General features: G+C 72.1%; 16 protein-coding genes. 5 read left to right on the forward strand and 11 right to left on the reverse strand.

Annotation, left to right across the window (positions count from 1 at the left end; all coding sequences use genetic code 11):
• Window positions 1-29 precede the first annotated feature (29 nt).
• The 4 genes from ISG29_RS11630 to ISG29_RS11645 all read right to left on the reverse strand — a co-directional run bounded on the left by ISG29_RS11630 (window position 30) and on the right by ISG29_RS11645 (window position 4,903).
• Complete coding sequence (locus ISG29_RS11630; RefSeq protein WP_194503610.1) at window positions 30-971, reverse strand: type II secretion system F family protein; 942 nt, start codon at window positions 969-971, stop codon at window positions 30-32.
• Window positions 968-1,822 (reverse strand): type II secretion system F family protein, encoded by an 855-nt coding sequence (locus ISG29_RS11635; RefSeq protein WP_194503611.1) that lies wholly within the window; start codon window positions 1,820-1,822, stop codon window positions 968-970. Before ISG29_RS11635 ends, ISG29_RS11630 begins: the two co-directional genes overlap by 4 nt.
• Complete coding sequence (locus ISG29_RS11640; RefSeq protein WP_207793053.1) at window positions 1,822-3,075, reverse strand: CpaF family protein; 1,254 nt, start codon at window positions 3,073-3,075, stop codon at window positions 1,822-1,824. The genes ISG29_RS11635 and ISG29_RS11640 overlap by 1 nt, the downstream gene beginning before the upstream one ends.
• A 202-nt stretch (window positions 3,076-3,277) precedes the next feature.
• Complete coding sequence (locus ISG29_RS11645; RefSeq protein ID WP_194503612.1) at window positions 3,278-4,903, reverse strand: LuxR C-terminal-related transcriptional regulator; 1,626 nt, start codon at window positions 4,901-4,903, stop codon at window positions 3,278-3,280.
• A 91-nt stretch (window positions 4,904-4,994) separates the two neighbouring features.
• On the opposite strand from ISG29_RS11645, the gene ISG29_RS11650 reads away from it, so the two are divergent.
• Genes ISG29_RS11650 through ISG29_RS11660 form a run of 3 tightly spaced genes read left to right on the forward strand, consistent with a single transcriptional unit; the run spans window position 4,995 to window position 7,280 of the window.
• Window positions 4,995-5,576, forward strand: coding sequence for a hypothetical protein (locus ISG29_RS11650; RefSeq protein ID WP_194503613.1), 582 nt, complete (start codon window positions 4,995-4,997; stop codon window positions 5,574-5,576).
• A gap of 27 nt (window positions 5,577-5,603) precedes the next feature.
• Window positions 5,604-6,152, forward strand: a complete 549-nt coding sequence (locus tag ISG29_RS11655) for a hypothetical protein (RefSeq protein ID WP_194503614.1) — start codon at window positions 5,604-5,606, stop codon at window positions 6,150-6,152.
• A 36-nt stretch (window positions 6,153-6,188) separates the two neighbouring features.
• The gene (locus tag ISG29_RS11660) at window positions 6,189-7,280 is read left to right on the forward strand and encodes an LLM class flavin-dependent oxidoreductase (RefSeq protein ID WP_328828878.1); all 1,092 of its coding nucleotides are present in this window, start codon (window positions 6,189-6,191) and stop codon (window positions 7,278-7,280) included.
• A 126-nt stretch (window positions 7,281-7,406) separates the two neighbouring features.
• Here ISG29_RS11660 and ISG29_RS11665 read toward each other — a convergent pair whose 3' ends face one another.
• Entirely contained in the window at window positions 7,407-8,318 is a 912-nt protein-coding gene (locus ISG29_RS11665; protein ID WP_194503615.1) for an oxygenase MpaB family protein, read from the reverse strand.
• Between the two features lie 64 nt (window positions 8,319-8,382).
• Between ISG29_RS11665 and ISG29_RS11670 the strand changes: the two genes are divergently transcribed.
• Window positions 8,383-8,976: a TetR/AcrR family transcriptional regulator gene (locus ISG29_RS11670; protein WP_207793054.1), complete on the forward strand. Its 594-nt coding sequence runs from the start codon at window positions 8,383-8,385 to the stop codon at window positions 8,974-8,976.
• A gap of 23 nt (window positions 8,977-8,999) precedes the next feature.
• On the opposite strand, the gene ISG29_RS11675 is transcribed toward ISG29_RS11670, so the two are convergent.
• Genes ISG29_RS11675 through ligD (ISG29_RS11685) form a run of 3 tightly spaced genes read right to left on the reverse strand, consistent with a single transcriptional unit; the run spans window position 9,000 to window position 11,639 of the window.
• Window positions 9,000-9,695: a response regulator transcription factor gene (locus ISG29_RS11675; protein WP_194503616.1), complete on the reverse strand. Its 696-nt coding sequence runs from the start codon at window positions 9,693-9,695 to the stop codon at window positions 9,000-9,002.
• Window positions 9,696-9,753: 58 nt separating this feature from the next.
• Complete coding sequence (gene ligD, locus ISG29_RS11680; protein WP_194503617.1) at window positions 9,754-10,698, reverse strand: non-homologous end-joining DNA ligase; 945 nt, start codon at window positions 10,696-10,698, stop codon at window positions 9,754-9,756.
• The gene (ligD, locus tag ISG29_RS11685; protein WP_328828882.1) at window positions 10,695-11,639 is read right to left on the reverse strand and encodes a non-homologous end-joining DNA ligase; all 945 of its coding nucleotides are present in this window, start codon (window positions 11,637-11,639) and stop codon (window positions 10,695-10,697) included. Before ligD (ISG29_RS11685) ends, ligD (ISG29_RS11680) begins: the two co-directional genes overlap by 4 nt.
• A gap of 25 nt (window positions 11,640-11,664) precedes the next feature.
• On the opposite strand from ligD (ISG29_RS11685), the gene ku reads away from it, so the two are divergent.
• Window positions 11,665-12,624, forward strand: a complete 960-nt coding sequence (ku, locus tag ISG29_RS11690) for a non-homologous end joining protein Ku (protein WP_194503618.1) — start codon at window positions 11,665-11,667, stop codon at window positions 12,622-12,624.
• Between the two features lie 4 nt (window positions 12,625-12,628).
• Here ku and ISG29_RS11695 read toward each other — a convergent pair whose 3' ends face one another.
• From ISG29_RS11695 to ISG29_RS11705, 3 genes are all read right to left on the reverse strand, one after another.
• Window positions 12,629-14,002: an amidase gene (locus ISG29_RS11695; RefSeq protein ID WP_194503619.1), complete on the reverse strand. Its 1,374-nt coding sequence runs from the start codon at window positions 14,000-14,002 to the stop codon at window positions 12,629-12,631.
• 32 nt (window positions 14,003-14,034) lie between these two features.
• On the reverse strand, window positions 14,035-18,936 hold the full coding sequence (locus ISG29_RS11700) for an NAD-glutamate dehydrogenase (protein ID WP_194503620.1): 4,902 nt from the start codon (window positions 18,934-18,936) through the stop codon (window positions 14,035-14,037).
• 98 nt (window positions 18,937-19,034) lie between these two features.
• Window positions 19,035-19,862, reverse strand: coding sequence for a tryptophan 2,3-dioxygenase (locus ISG29_RS11705; RefSeq protein ID WP_194503621.1), 828 nt, complete (start codon window positions 19,860-19,862; stop codon window positions 19,035-19,037).
• Window positions 19,863-19,895 lie beyond the last annotated feature (33 nt).

A 19,895-nucleotide genomic window follows, 5' to 3' on the forward strand; every position in this document is an offset into this window, starting at 1 on the left:
TTTCCGAGAGGTACTGACGAGCCGCGGTGTCACGACACCGCGGAGAGACTCAGACCCACGTAGCCGGGCCAGAAGGCGACCACGACGGTCACGGGGAGCACGAGGAAGACCACCGGGACCATCATCGCGACCTCGCGCCGGGCGCCGGTCTCGATGAGCTCGCGGCGTCCGGCCTCGCGGACGTCGGCCGCCTGGGCGTGCAGCACGTCGGCCAGCGGGGTGCCGCGCTCGACCGCGACGGCGACGCCTTGGGCGAAGCGCGCGACGACGGGCAGACCGGTGGCGGCGGCCAGCCGGTCGAAGGCGCTGGCCACTGGTTCGCCCGTGCGCACCTCGGCGAGCACGATGGCGAGCTCGCGGGAGAGCTCACCGCCGCTTCGGCTGACGACGCGGTCCAGAGCGCCGACCGGGCTCTCGCCGGCGGCGACGGACAGCGCAAGGAGCTCTGCGACCGTGGGGAACTCCTGGAGGATGCGTCGCTCGCGCGCCCGCACCTGCGAGGTGAGGTAGGTGTCGCGGGCCAGCACGCCGATGACGAGGCCGACCGCGCAGAAGAAGGCGGAGCTCAGGGCCGCCCCCGGGTGACCGAGCGTGCGCAGCAGCCCCCATGCCGCCATGACGGCGAACCCGACGAGACCCCACAGCACCTGCTCGACCCGGAAGTCGGGCACGGTGAGGTCGAGGCCGGCGCGGCGCAGGCGCCGTCGTACCGAGTCGGCTCCACCCATGACCCGCTCGACGACGTCGGCCAGTCGCACCAGCGCGGGGCCGAAGACACCTCGAGCCGCCGGGGCGGCACCGGTGGGCAGCCGCAGCCGAGGGTCGCGACCGACCGGCGGCAGGTCGCGCACGTAGGGCAGTACCCGAGTGGCCAGGGTCGGCCTTCCGATGGCGCGCACGCGGGCCAGGATCGACAACACCGCGGCACCCGACGTCGCGCCGAGCAGGGCACCCCAGGCAGCGAGGTTCATGCCAGGATCCGCCTCTCGGTCGGGAGGCGCCCCAGGCGCACCATGAGCAGGTAGGCCACCACGCACACGCCGGCGCCCACGAGCAGGATCATCACGCCCGTCGCCGAGCCGTACCGCTGCACGGCATCGCCCTGGAAGCTCATCGCCATCAGCACCAGCCAGGGCGCGGCGACGGCCAGGCGAGCGCCGTTCACGGTCCACGCCTGGCGGGACTCGAGTTCGGAGCGGGTGCGGGCGTCGTCGCGCAGGTAGCCGGAGAGGTTGCGCAGCAGTCGCCCGAGGTCGCCGCCGCCGACCTCGCGCGCCACGCGCAGGCTCTCGCACACCCGGTCACCCACGGGGTCTGCGAGGCGGTCTTTGAGTCGGTCGAGACAGTCACCGAACCGACCGCTGACCTGGTAGTCGATGCCGAACGCCACGAACGCCTCCCGCAGCGGTTCGGGCCCACGATGGCCCAGGGCCGTCAGGGCGTCGGGTAGGGAGAGCCCGGCGCGGACGCCGGAGGCGAGGTTGTCGACGGCTTCGGGCCAGACCTCGGCGAACTCACGCTGCCGGCGCCGTGCCCGCCCGGCGAGGACCCCCAGCGGGAGGAACGAGGCCAGCGCGCCGAAGACGACGGCGACGGGCGGTGTGCCGGAGACCACGAGCATCACCAGGAACGCGCCCAGCCCCATGCCGAAGCACAGCACGCCGACGGCGCGCACGGGGACGTGTGCCAGGCCGGCGCGAGCCATGAGGTCGGCGACGCGTCCGGGTCGGGCCTCGACGGGCGAGACGCGGCGCGGAACCGCGAACGCCGACCAGATGAGCAGCAGCCCGACGCCCACGCCGAGCCCGAGGAGCGCGCCCATCAGGCGCTCTCCCCCAGCAAGGAGCGCAGATCGAGCCCGAGACGCTCGAATCGCTCGGGGCGGGGCGGGAAACCGTGCAGCCGGCGCAGTTCGCCGCCCTGTCGCGCGAAGATCGGCTCGGTCTCGATGACGCCGTGCTCGACGCGACCCGGCACCGCGACGATCTCGTGCACCGTGCGATGGCCGCGGGCGTCCAGCCCGAGGTGCACCACCAGGTCGACGGACGTCGCCACCGTCGGCACCACGAACCGATCGGAGATGTTCTCACCCGCCAACAGCGGCAGGGTCACCATCTTCATCAGGGCCTCGCGGGCGGAGTTGGCGTGCAGGGTGCACATGCCGGGCAGTCCGGCGTTGAGCGCCAGGACCAAGTCGAGACACTCCTCGGAGCGCACCTCCCCCACGATCAGCCGGCTGGGCCGCATGCGCAGCGATTCCTTGACCAGGTCGCGCAGCCGGACCTCGCCCGTGCCCTCGAGCCCGGCCTGCCGGGTCTGGAGGGCCACGTGATCGGGGTGTGGGAAGCGCAGTTCGTAGACCTCCTCGGCACTGATGACACGCTCGCCACCGGGGATGGCGGCCGCGAGGCAGTTCAACATCGTGGTCTTGCCCGCTTGGGTTCCGCCCGTGACGAGGATGTTGAGCCCGGCGCGTACCGAGGCGCCGAGGAAGTCGGCGGCACGCTGGTGCAGGCTCCCCAGCTCGACCAGGTCGTCGAGCCGTGCAGTGCGCAGGGTGAACTTGCGGATGTTGACGGCCGAGAAGCCACGGCTGATGCCCTCGAGCACCACGTGCAGCCGGTGGCCCTGCGGCAGCATCGCGTCGACGAAGGGACGGCTGAGGTCGATGCGTCGACCCGACGACTTCAGCATGCGCTCGACCAGCTCGGTCACTTGCGCCTGGTCGAGCACCAAAGTCGTGAGCTCGTGCTTGCCGTTGCGCGCCACGAACACGCGCGACGGGTCGTTGATCCAGACCTCCTCGACCTCCGGATCCTCCAAGAACGGCTGGAGCGGACCGAAGCCGCTCACCCGCGCCATCAGGTCGGCGATCGTGGCCTCGGGGTCGGCCAGCGGCGTGACGACGCCGGTCAGCGCGCGCTCGTCGTGCGCGGTGACGAGATCCCGGGCGAAGCGGCGCACCCGCTCGACGTCGCGCTGGGGGTCGACACCCTCGCGGCGCACCCGCTCGCGCAGCGCGTGCGCCAGCTCGTCACCGGTGCCGGCGTGCGTGGCGGTCGGCGTCATCGACATGTGGCGATCAGTCCCGAGAAGTGCTGGTCGAAGTGGCTGCGGCTGGCCCCGCGAGGCGTGCGGTTGAACCTACGCACCGCCAGCACTACCCGCACCCGGCCCGTCCTTAACCTGTGGATAACCCTCGGCTCGCATCCGGTCGCCCCATCAGCACCACGAGTGAGCAGAGGTGCTCAACAGCCTCAGGCCGTCGTGGTTCGCATCAGCCCCGCTGCTGCTCGCCCCACCACCGCCGGGCGACCTCGAACCGGGACGACGCACCCCAGCGTGCGCGCACGTCGCCGACGTGCTTCTCCACGGCCTTCACGCTGACCCCGAGCTCGGAGGCGATCTGGGCGTTCGAGCGGCCCTGCGCCAGCAACGTCACCACCTCGCCCTGCCGAGGGCTCAGCGCCGGCAGCGGCTTCACGTCGTCCGAGGCGAGGGGCGTGTAGCCGGCGGCGGCCAGCAGGCCGACCCGGGTCGAGACCCCGAACGCGCACAGCACCCGCGAGGTGTGCACCCGCACGGTGTGCGGGGAGAGGAACAGCGTCTGGGCGATCTCCGCCTGATCTGCCCCGCCGAGGATCAGCCGCGCGACCTCGGCCTCACGCTCCGAGAGCGCCGCCCACCCCGCGCCCACCACCGGCGGCAGCCGACGCCGCACCGATCCCAGCGTCGACGCGGCACGCCGTCGCACCGAGGTGTGGCCGCTGAGATCGGCCGCCGTGACGGTGGCGCGCAGTCCCCGCACCGCGGAGGCGACGTCGTGGGCCGCGATGCTCACCTGGGCCAGCACGATCTCGCCGTCCGCCGCCTCGACGAGCCGCTCGTGCTCACGGCAGGCCGCCACGCTGCGTAGGGCGCGCGCACGGGCCGCCTCCAGGTCGCCCTGGGCCAGCAGCGCCCGCGCCAGGGCTCGGTCGACGCTCGGCGCACTGATCGGGTGCGTCTCGATCTCCTCCAGTTGCACCACCCACGCGGCGGCCGCCACGGCGTCCCCCTCGTCGAGGGCCGCCGAGAGCAGCACCTCCAGGCCGAGCGCCCGGTCGATCAGGGTGCACCGCCGCAGGCCGGCGTCGCCGCCCGCGCGCAGGATCAGCTCGGCCGCGGCACGGGTGTCGCCCATGGCGGTCGCACCGAACGCGAGCAGCATGAGGACACCGCGCTCCACCCAGTCCGTGGGCTCGACCGGCACGGCCTCCTCGACCCGCTGCCGCGCCGCCATCGCCTCCGGGTGTCCGGCGTGGCCGAGCACCAGGCAGTCGACGGAGTGGGAGAGCACCGCGAGCCGCGACGACTCCCCCGGCCGGCGCAGCTCACTCGTCAACGCGAGCGCCTCGTCGACCCGACCGGTGAAGATCGCCAGCCGGGCCCAACACGCCGCCGCCTGCAGGGCCAGCGGATGCCCGGCCCACTCGCGCTCAGGGCCTGGCCACACCGCGAGCATCCGGTTGGCCACGTCGAGTCGGGCGCTGACCAGCGCCGCCTCGGTGGCGAGGTAGCAGACCGCTGTACCCCACCGGCCCCCGCGCTCACCGGCGAGCCCGGCGTCGACGGCGAGCAGCACGCGCTCCTCGCAGCGGTCCGCCGGGTCGCCGGTCGCCACCAGCGCGGCGGCCGCGAGAGCCAGCGCACGCGCCGGGTCGTCGTCCGCCAGCTCGAGGGCCTGCCCGGCGTGGCGCGCGCCGCCGGCGAAGTCGCCGAGCCAGAAGTCGGCCACGGCGGCCAGGGAGAGCGCGGGCGAGGGGTCGGCCACCACTGCCGCCAGTGCGTGCGCGCGGGCGAGGCGAGGGCGGCCCTCGACGAGGTCGCCCATCACGCGCTCCAGCAGTCCCAGCCGGTCCACGACGGGAGCCTAAGTCCGTTTCGGGCACTCGCACCGCGATTACTCCTCTCCCCTACTGCCCTGGGCATGCCGGGGCCGCGACGATCACCCCATGCGCCCCATCGGAGCCCTGACCGCCTTGGCGCTGGCCGCGACCCTGCTCGCCGGCTGCGGGTCGGACGACGACAGCGCGCCCGACCTCGCCGACCCGGCGGACTCGGCCGCCGCACCCGTGACGGCGAGCCCCACCGAGGCCGTCGACGCCACGCTGCCCGACCTCTGCGCCGAACTCAGCGACGCCCAGGTCAGCGACGCGCTGGGCGTGGCCGAGCAACTGACCCCGGGTACCTCGGGCACCTGCGACTTCGCCGCCCCCAGCGACGTGCGAGCCTTCAGCGGCTCACTCGGTGTGCTGCCCGTCGACATCGGCAACGGCGGCTTCGAGGGCCTGAAGTCCGGCGGCCAGGCGACCCTCGACCAGCCGCACGAGCACGACCTCGACGGCATCGGCGACGACGCCTACGTGCTCGTCGGCCCGTTCGCCGGGGGTGACAACCTCCAGGCCAGCGGCGCCGCGCTCGTCGGCGGAACCGCCTTCACCGTGACCCTCGTTCAGGGCTCCGGCCACAGCGAGGACGACGTGGTCGCCGCCGCACAGAAGCTGCTCGAGCTCGCCGTCTCGGCCGGCTCCTGAAACCCGTTCCTCGCGAGGAGTCCACGCATGCGCATCACCTCGACCCTGGTCAGCCTGACCACCGTGACGCTCGTCGCCGTGCTCGCCGGAGGCGGTGGGGCGGTGGCCGGCTCCCTGATCACCGGCAAGCAGATCAAGGACGGCAGCGTCACCGGTGTCGACATCAAGGACGGCTCGCTCGGCGTCAAGGACATGGCCGCCACCACCCGCAAGAAGTTGCGCGGCCCACGGGGGCCGGCGGGGCTGGTGCGGGCCTACGGCGCGCACTACACCGCCGATGAGGCCGTGCACACCCAGTCGGGCGGCATCACCTCGACCAGCTACCCCTCCGAGGGCATCGTGTGCCTGCACGTGCCGGGCCTGACGCCCGCGGCTTCGGTCATGACGGTCGACCTCGTCTGGGAGGGCGACCGCACCTTTGGCACCAGCCAGTCCTTCATCGAGGTCCGCGCCGAGCACCAGGAGCTGTGCCGCAGCGGCGACTTCGTGGTCTACACGTTCTGGCGCGACTTCGGCAGCGGCCAGAACGCCTCACTCCACCCGGACGACATGGCCTTCACCTTCCAGATCTCCTGAATCCCCGACATCGCCGTCGACCGCTAGATTCGCCGGGTGGACCGACCGCACCTGCCCGAGCCGCCCGAGATCGACACGAGCGTGCTCGGCACACCGGAGCACCCCACGTTCGGGCTCGACACCTTCGGCGACGTCGGCCGGACTCCGGACGGCGCACCCCAGCACCCCGCGGAGGCGATCCGGCAGGTGGTGGCCGAGGGCGTGCTCGCCGATCGGGTGGGCGTCGACTACCTCGGCCTGGGCGAGCACCACCGCGACGACTATGCGATCGCGGCACCCGACGTCGTCCTGGCGGCGATCGCCGGGCGGACCGGTCGGATCAGACTGGGCACCGGGGTGACGGTGCTCAGCAGCGACGACCCGATCCGGGTGTTCCAGCGCTTCTCCACGTTGGCCGCCCTCAGCAACGGACGCGCCGAGGTGCAGCTGGGGCGGGGCTCGTTCACCGAGTCGTTCCCCCTCTTCGGACTCGACCTCGGCGACTACGAGCGGCTGTTCGCCGAGAAGCTCGACCTCTTCGCCCACGTGCGCCGCGAGGAGCCGGTGACCTGGCGCGGCACGGTGCGCACCCCGCTCGCCCACCAGCCCGTGCATCCCACCACCGAGGCCGGCCTCCCCGCCTGGATCGCGGTCGGTGGCAGCCCGGAATCGGTGGTGCGGGCCGCGGCGTACGGCTTTCCGCTCGTGCTGGCGGTCATCGGCGGCTCCCCGGCGTCCTTCGTGCCGTACGCCGACCTCTATCGCCGCGCCCTGGCCGAGGACGGCCACCCCGACCTGCCCCTCGGCATGCATTGCCCCGGCCACATCGCGGCCACCGACGAGCTGGCTCGCGAGCAGATGTTCCCGCACCAGGCCGAGGCCTTCGGGCGCATCGGACGCGAGCGCGGGTGGGGCCCGTACAGCCGGATCACCTTCGAGCAGGGCGCCAGCCCGCAGGGCTCGATCTTCGTCGGCTCCCCCGAGACCGTTGCGCAGAAGATCGCGCACAACGTGCGGCTGCTCGGGCTCTCCCGCTTCCAGCTCAAGTACGCCGTCGGCGCGCTGCCCCACGAGCAGCGGTGCGAGTCGATCCGGCTCTACGGCACCGAGGTCATCCCCCGGGTGCGCGAACTGCTCGCTGCGGGTTGACCCGCGAGGGGTCGCAAATCGTGCCCCGAGGGGTCGCAAATCGTGCCCCGAGGGGTCGCGAATCGCGCTGGCCGTGAACACAATGCGACCCCTCGAACGACGATTTGCGACCCCTCGCCGGCCACCTCAGCGGACCGGGCAGCCGGCGACCCCGGGCACGGGGAAGGTGCCGAGTTGCTCGATCTCGAAGCCGTCGGGGTAGGAGCGCACGATCGGGAGGTCGTTGACGCGGGTGAGGGTCATCCGGGCCGGGAAGATGCGCATCAACCGGCCGCGGGCGCGCACCAGACGACGCACCGCACCCTCGAACCGGGCCGGTGGCGCCTCGTAGCCGAACGCCGCGCGCAGCGCCGGGTCCATCAACGACCGCGAGAACGCGTGCATCGGCCGGGCCAGGAACGCCGGGTAGGAACGGGCCAGCAGGCGCAGCGTCTCGTCGGCCACGCGGCGTCCGCCCTCGTCGAAGGCGAAGTGCTCGGCCTCATAGGAGTCCATGAGCTCCGCGAACTCCTCGAAGGTCTCCGGGATGTCGGGGATGCCCATGTGCCGGCCGAGCGCGCGGTAGTAGTTCACGCTCGCGCGCACCTCGACGTCGTCGAGCGGCCGCTTGCCGAACTCGTCGAGCCAGCGCTTGGGCACCACGACGAAGGTCGAGAGCACGTAGCGGAACTCGTGGTCGGGGATGTCGTAGGCGCGGTGCATCCGGTTGATTCGCCGGATCGCCGTCCGGGCCTCCGGGTGGTCGAAGCCGTGCAGCGTCGGCGGCTCGAGCAGCAGCGCGGTGTCGTCGTAGCGCTTTTGCACCGCGCCCGTGAACTGCCCCGTGCGGTCGAGCAGGTCGCCGATGCCGGGCACGGCGTAGGTGCGGAACAGCGCGAACCCGAGGGCCTGCTGGATGTCCCACGGGAACTCGTGGGCAGAGAGGTTGCGGTAGATCTCGACGAAGTCGACCTCGGGGTCGAGCCGCGCGTTGACCTCACGCCAGTGCGAGCGGGGAGCCCCGCCGAAACGAGTGCCACGGACCGTGAACGAAGGCATGCGCCCCAAAGTAGAGCATTCGCTCTGCTCTGAACAGAGCAGACGCTCCACTACAGTCTGGCGGGTGCGCACGCCCCAGCAGCTCCGGTCGACGACCTCGGCCGACGCGATGGTCGCCGCCGGGTTGCACCTGCTCGAGGCCGGCGGTCTCCCGGCTGTGACCATCGCCGCGGTCGCCGCCGCGGCCGGCACCTCCAACGGCGCGCTCTACCACCGCTTCGGTGACCGCAACGGGCTGCTGCTGGCCATGCTCGACCGCGCCCTCGGCGACCTCGAGGCCGATACCGTCGAGGCGTTCGCACGCACCTCCGAGGAGCCGGACGACGACCGGGCGCTCGAGCAGCTCGGTTGCGCCGCGGTCGCGATCTTCGCCCGCAGAGGCGCGGTGATGCGCGCCTTCCTGGCCGGCCCCGCCGTCAGCCCCCAGATCGAGGTGCGCCGACGCGAGCACAGCCATCGGCTGGCGACCACGGTCACCGGCTGGCTGCGCGATCGCCTCGGCGCCTCCGAGACCCAGGCGCAGGCGGCGTGGCGGGTCGTGTTCGCCCTCGGGGCCTCCCGCGCGCTGTTCGCCGACGGCGACGTCTCACCCGTCGCGCTCTCCGACGACGAGATGGGCGCCGCGATCGGGCGCGCCGTCCGAGCCCTGGTGACGTAGCGGGGGCTGTGACCGGGAGAGGCTCAGTCGGTCTGGCCGGCCTCGAGGCGGAACCCCACGCCCCGCACGGCGACCACCTTGTCGGTGACGCCGACGCTGTCGAGCTTTTGACGCAGCCGACCGATGGTGACGTCGAGGGTCTTGGTGGAGCCGTACCAGTTCTCGTCCCACACCTCGGCCATGAGGCGTCCGCGGGAGACGACCTTGTCGCGGTGGGCGGCCAGGATGCTGAGCACCTCGAACTCCTTGCCCGTGAGCGGCACCTCGGTCTCGCCGGAGTACACGCGGCGAGCCGCGGCGTCGATGCGCAGGCTGTCGGGGTCGACCTCGGTCCCGTCGCGAGAGAACCCGGCCGAGGTACGGCGCAGCAGCGCCCGCACGCGTGCCTGGAGCTCGGCCAGACCGAACGGCTTGGAGAGGTAGTCGTCGGCTCCGTAGTCGAGGCCGACCACCCGGTCGAGCTCGCCCGCGCGGGCCGTGACGATGATGATGGCACCGGCGTAGCCGGCGTCGCGAGCCCGCTTGCAGACCTCCAGGCCGTCCATGTCGGGCAGGCCGAGGTCGAGGATGACGACGTCGGCGGGCATGTCGTCCAGATCCTTCAGCGCGCGCTCACCGCTGTCGACCCAGGCGACGTCGTAGCCGTCGCGCTCCAGGGTTCGAACCAAAGGGAAAGCGATGTCCTCCTCGTCTTCCACGACGAGCACCCGCTGAGCCATGCGGGAAATATATAGGCGTCTCGGCCGCCCCGTGGTGTTACGGAGAGAAGACGGGTCTTTACTCTTCCGTTGCGCAGGGCCCACCCGAGGGCTCGCAGAGGTACAGGTCGCCCTCGTCGCCCACTCGCTCGAGAACCTCCTCGAGGCGCAGCTGGTCGATGCCCACGGCGTCGTCGGCGCCGTCCTCGATCTCCTGCCAGGTGCGCGGCGTCGCGACGTACGGCTTCTCGCGCCCACGCAGCGAGTACGGCGTGACGGTCGTCTTCGAGGCGGCGTTCTGCGACCAGTCCAAGAACACCCTCCCCACCCGGCGCGTCTTGGTCATGGACGCCGTCACCAGACGCGGGTGCTCGCCCGCGAGTTCGTCGGCGACCTCCTTGGCCAGCGCCGTCGACGCTGGCGAGGGCAGTCGTCGCGGCAGCGTGGCGTAGAGGTGCAGGCCCTTGCTGCCGCTGGTGACCGGCCGCACGTCGAGGTCGCGCTCGGCGAGCTTCGCACGCACCAGCAACGCCACCTCGCAGCACTGCTGGAGCCCGGCGTCGTCGCCGGGGTCGAGGTCGATCACGAGGCGGTCGGCGTTGCGCGGTTGCCCGTTGCGGCCCACCTGCCACTGGTGCACGTGCAGCTCCAGCGCCGCCAGGTTCGCCAGCCAGGTGAGGGTGGCGAGATCGTCGACGATGGGGAAGACCAGGTGGTCGCCGTGCCGGCTCGCCCCCCGGGAGCCGGTGGTCGGCACCCGCACGGTGTGCACCCACGACGGCGTGCCCGCGGGCGCGTTCTTCTCGTAGAAGCTCGCCTCGGCGACCCCGTGCGGCCAGCGGATGCGCGTGACGGCACGGTGCGCCAGGTGCGGGAGCAGCACCGGCGCGATCTGGGCGTAGTAGTGCAGCACCTCGCCCTTGGTGGTGCCGGTGCGCGGGTAGAGCACCTTCTCGAGGTTGCTCAGGGTCAGGGTGCGACCCTCGACGTCGACCCGCACCTCCTCGCGTCCTGCGGGACTCACGACTGATCCGGCAGGTCGTCGGGCGTCAGGTCGGCGCGCAGGCCCCGGTAGGAGGGCTGCCGCAGCCGCGTGTAGCCCAGGCCGTGAGTGTCGACGTCGACGACGAGCACCGGGTCGACCCACGTCGTCCCGACGGCGTCGACCCGCGGCACTCCCCCGTCGATGTCGTCGAACGGGCTGGTCGAGCGGGTCAGGTTCGACACCGCCTCGGCCAGCATCGCGCTGGTGCGTCCGGAGATCCCGCTGCCCACGCGACCACGGTAGGCCAGCCCGTCGGGCGTCGGCTCGCCCACGAGCAGGGCCGCGAGCCGGTCGCGGGTGCCCTCCTGCGGACGCCACCCGCCCACCACGTAGGAGCGCCGGAACCGGTGCGCACGCTTGCGCCAGTGCGGGCTGCGGTCGCCCGGTCGGTACGGCGAGGAGAGCCGCTTGCTCACCACGCCCTCGAGCCCTTGCTGCCGGGTGGCCTCGAGCAGCATCGCGCCGTCGTCGTACGCCTCGGGCACGGCCCAGCCGATCAGCCCCAGGTCGGTCAGACGGGCGCGCCGCTCGACCAGTGGCAGCCGGGTCAGATCCTCGCCGTCGAGGCGCAGCAGGTCGAAGACCATGTACGTCGCGGGCAGTCGCCGCGCGAGCGTCTCGGCGGCCCGGGCGCTGCGCACGTGCATGCGTTCGGCCAGCACCCGGAAGTCCGGAGTGCCGCGCTCGCCCAGCACGATGATCTCGCCGTCCACGAGCAGGTCGCTGCTGGGCAGGTCGAAGCCGAGCAGGTCGGGCCAGGCGGTGGTGATCTGGTTGAGGTTGCGGCTCCACAGACCGACGCCCCCGGGTGAGACCTCGGCGAGCGCGCGGACGCCGTCCCACTTGACCTCGTGCGTCCACTCCGGCCCGCTCGGCACGTGGTCGGCCTTCGTGGCGAGCATGGGGCGTGGCGGGGGCACCGCCTCATTGTGCAGACTGGGTCGGGTGCGAGCGATCTGGAAGGGCAGCGTCTCCTTCGGCCTGGTGAACGTGCCCGTGAAGCTGTACTCGGCCACGGAGAGCCACGACGTCAGCTTCCGACAGGTGCACGCCAGCGACGGCGGCCGCATCCGATACCAACGTCTGTGCTCCCTCGACGGCGAGGAGGTCGCCTACTCCGACATCGCCAAGGGGTATGAGACCGAGGACGGCGAGATGGTGATCCTCACCGACGACGACCTCGCCGACCTGCCGGTCACCTCGAGCCGCGAGATCGCCGTCGAGCGGTTCGTGCCGCGCGAGCAGATCGACCCCATGCTGTTCGAGAAGAGCTACTACCTCGAACCGGAGGGCACCGGCGCCAAGCCGTACGCGCTGCTGCGCCAGGCACTCCTAGACGCCGACCGCGTGGCCGTCGTGACCGTCGCGCTGCGCCAGCGCACGACCGTGGCCGTGCTGCGGGTGCGCGAGACCGATGCCGGGGAGGTCATCGTGATGCAGACGATGATGTGGCCCGACGAGATCCGCACCCCCGACTTCTCCGTCGAGGCCGGCGAGGTCAAGGACGCCGAGGTGAAGATGGCCTCGATGCTCGTCGAGACCCTCGCCGGCGACTTCGACGCCTCGGAGTTCTCCGACGACTACGCCGAGGCCGTCGAGAAGCTGGTCACGGCCAAGATCGAGGGCGGCGAGGTCGAGCGCACGCCCACCTCGACCAAGACCTCCGGCGAGGTCGTCGACCTGCTCGCCGCGCTCCAACGCTCGGTCGATGCGGCCAAGCAGTCTCGAGGCGAGGCGACCTCGGAGGAGACGCCGGCGAAGAAGGGTTCCTCCACGAAGGCCGCCGCCAAGACCGCCAAGAAGTCCGCTGCCAAGAAGGCTCCTACCAAGAAGTCTGCGGCCAAGAAGTCCGCCACGAAGAAGACGGCGGCCAAGAAGACGGCGGCCAAGAAGAAGGCCTCGTGACGCCTCAGCCGGGAGACGACCACGGCCGCGCCGCCTCCACCTGGGCGGCCAGGCTGAGCAGCGTCTCCTCACCGTCGGTGCGGCCGACGAACTGGATCGCGGTCGGCAGACCGTCGTCGGCGATGCCTGCCGGCACCGACGCGGCCGGATTGCCGGCGACGTTCCAGAGGGCGGCGTAGGCGATCGAGGGCATCGCGAGCAGGGACGACGCCACGGTGCCGCGGCCGTCGAGCACGCCGGCCCGCGCCGGTCGATGGGCGGTGGTCGGGGTGAGCAGAACGTCGACGGAGTCGAAGACCCGGTTCGCCTTGATGCTGAGCTTCTCGGTGGCGCGCAGGGCGGCGTCGCGGACCCGCGGCGTGACCCACGCTCCGAGGCGCACGGTCTCCCGGGTCCGTCGCTCCAGACGCTTCGGGTGCTCGACCATCGCGGCCTCGGATCGGATGCCCGCGAAGAACTGCGGTACGAACGCCGCGGTGATGTCGGGATAGCGCGGGTCGACCTCGTGCACGTCGTGCCCGAGGTCGCTCAGCACCTGCGCCGTCTGCTCGACGGCGGCCACGTGCACGGGGTCGGGCCGGACGCCGAGCCCGGCGGGCTTGGTCGACCAGCCGATGCGCAGTCGACCGGGTTCGCGCCGCGCCGCGTCGACGAAGCTGCCGACCTCGCCGCCCGTGTAGAGGTCGCCGGGAGCGTTGCCGCGGATAGCGTCGTAGACCAGCGCGCTGTCGAGCACGGTGCGGCTCAAAGGTCCGGCCGTGCCCAGCGCCCACCACAGGTGCGGGTGCGGCGCCGTGGTCACCCGCCCACGCTGCGGTTTGAGGCCGAAGAGGCCGCAGCTCGCGGCCGGGATGCGGATCGACCCGCCCCCGTCGCCGCCGATGCCCACCGGCACCATGCCCGCCGCGACCGCCACCGCCGTCCCGCCGCTGGAGCCGCCGGGGGTGCGGGAGGTGTCCCACGGGTTGCGGGTGAGGCCGCGCGAGACCGATTCGGTGAAGGGGAAGGCTCCGAACTCCGGCATCGTCGTCTTGCCGACGATCACCGCACCCGCCTCACGCAGCCGGTGCACCAGCTCGGCGTCCGCCGCGGCGGGCGTGGTGTTGGCCTCGCCGCCGAAGGTGGTCACGCACCCGGCGACGTCGACCTCCTCCTTGATGACGATCGGCACGCCGTGCAACGGGCCGGGTGTGCGGCCCGCAGCGGTCGCGGCGTCTCGCTGGGCAGCCTCGGCGCGGGCGGCGTCCGCGAGCGTGACCGACATCGCGTTGAGCGGCCCGTCGAGCTCGGCGATGCGGGCCAACGCCGCCTCGACGACCTCCACCGCCGTCCACTGGCCCGATGTCGTCCGGGCCGCGATCTCTACCGCACTCTCCACGACCGCGACGCTACCCTCGACCCCTCGCGGGACTACGTGCGCAGCAGGGAGCGGACGACGCGCAGCCCCACCGACAACCGCGCCAGGTCGGCCTGGTCGTCGTCGCAGATCTCCGCGAGCGTGCTGGCCGCCCGACCGACGACGACGGGGTCGGTGTCCTCCCAGGCGGAGATGCGCACGGTGGCGGACTCGTCGTCCTCGGTCGTGGCGAGCACCTGTCCGGTCAGCTGCACGTGCACGCCGTGCAGGTCGTCTCGCAGCGCGGCGCGGGCCATCGTCTGCCAGCGGTCGGCCCGCGGCAGCGCCGAGATCCGCTCCAGCAGGGCCGGCACCCCGAGCCGCTCCCCCAGCGCGAAGTGCACGCGGGCGACCTCGGCCGCATCCAGCCCCGCCCGCAGTGCCGTGTCGACCACCCCGAGCGTCGCGTAGGACGGCGACAGCACGGCCACGTCGCGCGCGAGGTCGTCGTCGACGCCGTGCTCCACGAGCTGGTCGCGCCGGGACTCGAAGTCGGCGAGCTCGGCACCCGACATCACCTCGGGCAGCACCGCCATGAGGGCTTGCACGGGGTCGCGGTACCGGGCCACGGCACCCTCGCTGTCGATGACCGGGCCCTCGTGCGCGGTGAGCCACCGGCTGGCGCGCTCGACCAGCGTGCGCATCTCCAGCCGCATCCGGGTCTGGAGGCCGGCGGGAATCGTGTTGTCGAGCGCCTTGAGCCGCTCGCGCAGCTCGAGGGATCCGAAGATCTCACGAGCCAGGAAGTTGGCGTTGACGAGCTCCTCGGCCGACGCTCCTGTCTCTCCGGCCAGCCGGGCCCAGAACGTGATGCCCGCGCCGTTGACGATGTCGTTGACGACCTGGGTCACGATGATCTCCCGGCGCAGCGGGTGCGCCTGGATCTGCTCGGTGAAGCGCTCCCGCATGAGCGTCGGGAAGTACGCCATCAGATCCTCGACCAGATAGGGATCGTCGGGCAGGTCGGTGCCGAGCAGCAGGTCGGCCAACACGATCTTGGTCCAGGCCAGCAGCACCGAGAGCTCCGGCGCGGTGAGGCCCTCCCCACGCTCGCGTCGGCGCTCCACCTCGGCCGAGCTGGGCAGACCCTCGACGGCGCGGTCGAGCACGCCGTCGCCCTCGAGGCGGCTCATCATCGCCTCGTGCACGTGCAGCATCGACGGCGCGTGGTTGAGCGCGTTGGCCAGCGCCAGGTTCTGCTCGTAGTTGTCGCGCAGCACCAGGGCCGCGACCTCGTCGGTCATCTCGGCCAGCACCGCGTTGCGCTGCTTGACGGTGAGGTCGCCGGCCGCGACGACGCGGTCGAGCAGGATCTTGATGTTGACCTCGTGGTCGGAGGTGTCGACACCGGCTGAGTTGTCGATGAAGTCGGTGCACACCCGGCCGCCACCGAGCGCGTACTCGATACGCCCGGCCTGGGTCAGACCGAGGTTGCCGCCCTCACCGACCGCGGAGACCCGCAGCTGCTCTCCGTCGATGCGGATCGCGTCGTTGGCCTTGTCACCGGCATCGGCGTGCGTCTCGTCGGCGCCCTTGACGTAGGTACCGATGCCACCGTTCCAGAGCAGGTCGACCGGTGCCATCAGGATCGCCCGCATGAGCTCGGACGGCGGCAGCTGCTCGACGTCGTCCGCGAGCCCGAGCGCGCGGCGCGCGGCCGCGCTGACCGGGATCGACTTCGACGAGCGCGACCACACGCCTCCGCCCTCGGAGATCAGGGAGGTGTCGTAGTCGGCCCAGCTGGAGCGGCCCAGCTCGAAGACCCGGTTGCGCTCGGCGTAGGACGACGCCGCGTCGGGGTCGGGGTCGATGAAGATGTCGCGGTGGTCGAACGCCGCCACGAGACGTGTGTGCTCGGAGCACAGCATGCCGTTGCCGAACACGTCGCCGGACATGTCGCCGATGCCGACGCAGGTGAAGTCCTCGGCCTGGCAGTCGACGCCCCGCTCTCGGAAGTGCCGCTGAACCGAGACCCAGGCGCCCCGAGCCGTGATGCCCATCGCCTTGTGGTCGTAGCCCACCGAGCCGCCGGAGGCGAAGGCGTCGCCCAACCAGAAGCCACGGGCCACGGCCAGCTCGTTGGCGATGTCGCTGAAGGTGGCGGTGCCCTTGTCGGCGGCCACCACCAGGTAGGAGTCGTCGGAGTCGTGGCGCACGACGTCGCCCGGGGGCACCACCTCGCCGTCGACGAGGTTGTCGGTGATGTCGAGCAGGCCCGAGATGAACGTCTCGTAGGCGGCGATGCCCTCGGCCATCCAGGCGTCGCGGTCACCCGAGGGGTCGGGCAGCTGCTTGGCGTAGAACCCGCCCTTGGCGCCGACCGGCACGATGACGGCGTTCTTCACCATCTGCGCCTTGACCAGACCGAGCACCTCGGTACGGAAGTCGTCGCGGCGGTCGCTCCACCGCAGTCCGCCCCGGGCGACCGAGCCGAAGCGCAGGTGCACGCCCTCCACCCGCGGGGAGTACACGAAGATCTCGAACTTCGGCCGCGGTCGCGGCAGGTCCGGGATCTCGGAGGGCTGGAGCTTGAGCGAGATGTAGTCGTGCTCGGTCTCGTCGACCGTCTGGAAGTAGTTCGTGCGCAGCGTCGCCCGGATGTGGGTGAGGTAGCTGCGCAGGATGCGGTCGTGGTCGAGGCTGGCGACCTGCTCGAGCCGCTGGAGCAGGTCGACGAGTACGGCCTCGACCGCGTCGTCCCGGCTCTCCTGCCGTGGGTCGAAGCGTGCCTCGAACAACCGCACGAGGTCGGCGGTGATCTCGCCGTTGGAGAGCAGCGCCTCCTCGATGGTGTCGAGGGCGAACGGCGAGCCGCCCTGTCGCATGTACTTGGCGTAGGCGCGCAGCAGCGTGGCCTGGCGCCAGGTGAGCCCGGCGCCGAGCACCAGCTGGTTGAAGCCGTCGACCTCGGTGCGGCCCTCCCACACGGCACGCAGGGCGTCGACGCACAGGTCGCGAGCGCGCTCGGGCAGAGCGCGGCCGTAGCGCAGGCCGAACTCGTAGACGTGGCAGTCGCGGTCGAGGCCCTCGAGCTCGTAGGGGCGCTCGTCGACGACCTCGACACCCAGGCTCGCGATCATCGGCAGCACCGCCGACAGTGACAGCGGCGCACCCACGCGGTAGACCTTCAGCCGGGCCTCGCCGCGACCGGCGTCCATGGTCTCGACGAGCGCGAGGTCGAGACCCTCGTCGCCCTCGATGGCCTCGAGTCGGCCGAGGTCGACCGCGCCGGTGCGGGCCGGGTAGTCCTCCTGGTAGGCGGCTGGGAACGCGTCGACCCAGCGGCGGCCGAGCCGCGAGCCGGACTGCTCGCCGTACTCGGCGAGCACGGCGGCGAGGAAGTCGTCGCGCCACGAGCGGGAGGCGTCGGCCAGACGGCGCTCGAGGTCGGCGGTGTCGAGCACGCGCAGGGCGCCGGTGACGGTGGGATCCTGCTCGCCGCGCGGCAGGTGGACGACGAAGTGCACGCGCGCGGTGGTGGACTCGTTGATGCGCACCGTGAACTCGACCGACTCACCACCGAGCCGGTCGAGCAGGATCTCGCTGAACCGCTCGCGCACCGCCGTGTTGTAGCGGTCGCGGGGCAGGTACACGAGCACGCTGACGTATCGGCCGTAGGTGTCGGGACGGGTGATCGCGCGCACCGCCCGACGCTCGCCGGCCAGCATGGCCGACTCCGCCATCGGGGCGAGCTCTTCGACACTGGTGTGGAACAGCTCGTCGCGGGGGTAGCTCTCGAGGGTGTCCATCAGCGCGCGGCCGGCGTACGAACGCGGGTCGAAGCCCTGACGCCGCAGCACCTCGGCCGCCTTCTCGCGCAGCATCGGGATGCGGGTCAGCGACTCCGCGTAGGCCATCGACGAGAACAACCCGAGGAACCGGCGCTCGCCGGTGACCTCGCCGGACTCGTCGAAGGTCTTGACCCCCACGTAGTCGAGGTAGGCGGGGCGGTGCACGGTCGCGCGGGAGTTGGCCTTCGCCAGCACCAGCAGGTGCTTCTCGCGGGCGCGCGCCTTCACCGGATCGGGCAGTCGGGCGAAGGAGTCGCTGGTGTCGGAGTCGTAGCGCAGGATGCCCAGGCCGCTGCCGGGCACCGCCTTGAGCACGTCCTCGCGCACGTCGGCCGGCTCGCCCTCGACCGCGTGCTCCTCGAGTCGGTACTCCCGGTAGCCGAGGAAGGTGAAGTGCTCGTCGGCCAGCCAGTCCAGCAGGGCCGCCGACTGCTCCACCTCCTCGGCGGGCACCCCCGCCGGCGCCTGGCTGCGCAGCTCGGTGGCGATGTCGGTCATGCGCTGCTTGGTGCGCGGCCAGTCCTCGACGGCGTCGCGGACGTCGTCGAGCACGCGCCGCAGGTCGGCCACGACGGCGTCGGGGTCGACGTCGCGGGCCAGCCGGTCGATCTCGACGTGCATCCACGACTCGCGCACGAGCGAGGAGTCGGGCTCGGCCACGGACTCGTCGACGGTCTGCACCGACTCCAGCGCGCCGGTGATGTCGCGGCGCACGTCGAAGCGTGGGTGCACCACGAGGTGCACGTCGTGCAGGTGCGCCGACAACTCCATCGTGAGGGAGTCGACGAGGAACGGCATGTCGTCGGTGACGACCTCGACCACACTGTGGCCACCGGCCGTCCACCCGTGCTCGGCGAGCGTGGGCGTGAACACCCGCACCCGGGCCGTGCCCTGGGGCCGTTCGCCGGCGAGTCGGTAGTGGCTCGCGAAGGTGCCGAGCACGTCAGCGTCGGTGCGGCCGGCGAGATCCTCGTCGGTCACGTGGGCGTAGTAGCCCGCGAGAAGACCCTCGACCGCGTCGTGCGGAGGCCCGCCGCTGCCGCGGCCCGAGCGGGCCAAGTGCGCGGCGCGGTGTAGGAGGTCGGAGAGGTCAGAGGTCGGTGCGTGCTGCGTCGTCGTTGACACCCTCCTGAGGCTAGGACGCTCGGCCGAGTCTGGCCAGCCAACGCGCTACCCCGTCGGTAACCTGCGACCGCGACGCAGGTCCAGAGGCTGCTGCGGGGTCAGAGGCTGCTGCGCAGCTCCCAGAGCACCGGGTAGTACTGGAGCGGCAGCCGCGTGCGCAGGTACGCCGAGCCCGACGAGCCGCCCGTGCCGGACTTCGCGCCGATCATCCGCTCGACCATCACCACGTGCCGCGCCCGCCACGACGCCGCCAGCTCGTCGTGCTGGAGCAGCGCCTCGGCCAAGGCCCACACGACTGCGTGCCGGTCGCGGTCGCGGGCCACCGCACGCAGGGACGACGACACCTCCGCATCGTTGCCGGCCGGCAGGCCGGTCGAGGCCAGGGCGGCGACGAAGCCGTCCCACAGCGTCGGCTCGGTGAGCCGGCCCTCCAGCCGCCGCTGCTCGGCGTCGGTGAGACCGCGGAACCGGTCGAGGTAGCCGGCGTCCTTCGCACCCGAGACGAACTCCAGCTCGCGGAACTGCACGGACTGGAAACCGCTCGCCGGCGCCAGTCGCTGCCGGAACTCGCCGAAGTCCTGCGGGGTCATCGTCTCGAGCACGTCGACCTGCTGCACCAGCAGCCGCTCGATCACGTGCACCCGCCCGAGCAGGTGCTGAGCGAGCCACAGCCGGCCCCCGCGGGCCCCGGCCAGCATCGCGTCCCGCACGGCCCCCACCTCGTGCAGCAGCTGGGCGAACCACAGCTCGTAGACCTGGTGGATCGTGATGAAGAGCAACTCGTCGTGCGCCGGCGGATCCGACTCCGGCACCTGCGCCGAGAGCAGCTGCGGCAGCCGCAGGTAGGAGCCGTAGGTCAGCTGCTCCCCCTGCTCGCCGTACCCCTGCTCGCCGAATCGGACGAAGGTCTCCTCGGGCTGCGTCACGCGCCGACGTTACTGCGCCACACCGTGTGGCGC

It is taken from the genome of Nocardioides acrostichi (assembly GCF_015319165.1).
In the GTDB taxonomy this organism is placed as follows: domain Bacteria; phylum Actinomycetota; class Actinomycetes; order Propionibacteriales; family Nocardioidaceae; genus Nocardioides; species Nocardioides acrostichi.